Source organism: Bacillus sp. FSL E2-8868, from assembly GCF_038005505.1.
GTDB lineage: Bacteria > Bacillota > Bacilli > Bacillales > Bacillaceae_G > Bacillus_A > Bacillus_A mycoides.
This window is the reverse complement of sequence record NZ_JBBOTI010000008.1, coordinates 1-2,500: the sequence shown is the minus strand read 5'-3', so window position 1 is coordinate 2,500 and position 2,500 is coordinate 1. Positions and strand designations below refer to the sequence as shown.

The window sequence follows — 2,500 nt, the reverse complement described above, 5'->3', positions numbered from 1 at the left end:
ACCCCGGAAGGGGAGTGAAAGAGATCCTGAAACCGTGTGCCTACAAATAGTCAGAGCCCGTTAATGGGTGATGGCGTGCCTTTTGTAGAATGAACCGGCGAGTTACGATCCCGTGCGAGGTTAAGCTGAAGAGGCGGAGCCGCAGCGAAAGCGAGTCTGAATAGGGCGTTTAGTACGTGGTCGTAGACCCGAAACCAGGTGATCTACCCATGTCCAGGGTGAAGTTCAGGTAACACTGAATGGAGGCCCGAACCCACGCACGTTGAAAAGTGCGGGGATGAGGTGTGGGTAGCGGAGAAATTCCAATCGAACCTGGAGATAGCTGGTTCTCCCCGAAATAGCTTTAGGGCTAGCCTTAAGTGTAAGAGTCTTGGAGGTAGAGCACTGATTGAACTAGGGGTCCTCATCGGATTACCGAATTCAGTCAAACTCCGAATGCCAATGACTTATCCTTAGGAGTCAGACTGCGAGTGATAAGATCCGTAGTCAAGAGGGAAACAGCCCAGATCGCCAGCTAAGGTCCCAAAGTGTGTATTAAGTGGAAAAGGATGTGGAGTTGCTTAGACAACTAGGATGTTGGCTCAGAAGCAGCCACCATTTAAAGAGTGCGTAATAGCTCACTAGTCGAGTGACTCTGCGCCGAAAATGTACCGGGGCTAAATACACCACCGAAGCTGCGAATTGATACCAATGGTATCAGTGGTAGGGGAGCGTTCTAAGTGCAGTGAAGTCAGACCGGAAGGACTGGTGGAGCGCTTAGAAGTGAGAATGCCGGTATGAGTAGCGAAAGACGGGTGAGAATCCCGTCCACCGAATGCCTAAGGTTTCCTGAGGAAGGCTCGTCCGCTCAGGGTTAGTCAGGACCTAAGCCGAGGCCGACAGGCGTAGGCGATGGACAACAGGTTGATATTCCTGTACCACCTCTTTATCGTTTGAGCAATGGAGGGACGCAGAAGGATAGAAGAAGCGTGCGATTGGTTGTGCACGTCCAAGCAGTTAGGCTGATAAGTAGGCAAATCCGCTTATCGTGAAGGCTGAGCTGTGATGGGGAAGCTCCTTATGGAGCGAAGTCTTTGATTCCCCGCTGCCAAGAAAAGCTTCTAGCGAGATAAAAGGTGCCTGTACCGCAAACCGACACAGGTAGGCGAGGAGAGAATCCTAAGGTGTGCGAGAGAACTCTGGTTAAGGAACTCGGCAAAATGACCCCGTAACTTCGGGAGAAGGGGTGCTTTCTTAACGGAAAGCCGCAGTGAATAGGCCCAAGCGACTGTTTAGCAAAAACACAGGTCTCTGCGAAGCCGTAAGGCGAAGTATAGGGGCTGACACCTGCCCGGTGCTGGAAGGTTAAGGAGAGGGGTTAGCGTAAGCGAAGCTCTGAACTGAAGCCCCAGTAAACGGCGGCCGTAACTATAACGGTCCTAAGGTAGCGAAATTCCTTGTCGGGTAAGTTCCGACCCGCACGAAAGGTGTAACGATTTGGGCACTGTCTCAACCAGAGACTCGGTGAAATTATAGTACCTGTGAAGATGCAGGTTACCCGCGACAGGACGGAAAGACCCCGTGGAGCTTTACTGTAGCCTGATATTGAATTTTGGTACAGTTTGTACAGGATAGGCGGGAGCCATTGAAACCGGAGCGCTAGCTTCGGTGGAGGCGCTGGTGGGATACCGCCCTGACTGTATTGAAATTCTAACCTACGGGTCTCATCGACCCGGGAGACAGTGTCAGGTGGGCAGTTTGACTGGGGCGGTCGCCTCCTAAAGTGTAACGGAGGCGCCCAAAGGTTCCCTCAGAATGGTTGGAAATCATTCGTAGAGTGCAAAGGCATAAGGGAGCTTGACTGCGAGACCTACAAGTCGAGCAGGGACGAAAGTCGGGCTTAGTGATCCGGTGGTTCCGCATGGAAGGGCCATCGCTCAACGGATAAAAGCTACCCCGGGGATAACAGGCTTATCTCCCCCAAGAGTCCACATCGACGGGGAGGTTTGGCACCTCGATGTCGGCTCATCGCATCCTGGGGCTGTAGTCGGTCCCAAGGGTTGGGCTGTTCGCCCATTAAAGCGGTACGCGAGCTGGGTTCAGAACGTCGTGAGACAGTTCGGTCCCTATCCGTCGTGGGCGCAGGAAATTTGAGAGGAGCTGTCCTTAGTACGAGAGGACCGGGATGGACGCACCGCTGGTGTACCAGTTGTTCTGCCAAGGGCATAGCTGGGTAGCTATGTGCGGAAGGGATAAGTGCTGAAAGCATCTAAGCATGAAGCCCCCCTCAAGATGAGATTTCCCATAGCGTAAGCTAGTAAGATCCCTGAAAGATGATCAGGTTGATAGGTTCGAGGTGGAAGCATGGTGACATGTGGAGCTGACGAATACTAATAGATCGAGGACTTAACCATATAATATGAAGCTAATGTTATCTAGTTTTGAAGGAATATACCTTCATCAGTTTGGTGATGATGGCAGAGAGGTCACACCCGTTCCCATACCGAACACGGAAGTTAAG

General features: G+C 52.0%; 2 rRNA genes (1 of these 2 cut by a window edge). Both read left to right on the top strand.

The features are described from left to right. A 23S ribosomal RNA gene (locus NSS74_RS27860) occupies positions 1-2,393 on the top strand (it extends 529 nt beyond the left edge of the window). Between the two features lie 50 nt (positions 2,394-2,443). Next, positions 2,444-2,500, top strand: a 5S ribosomal RNA gene (rrf, locus tag NSS74_RS27855); the annotation flags it as partial.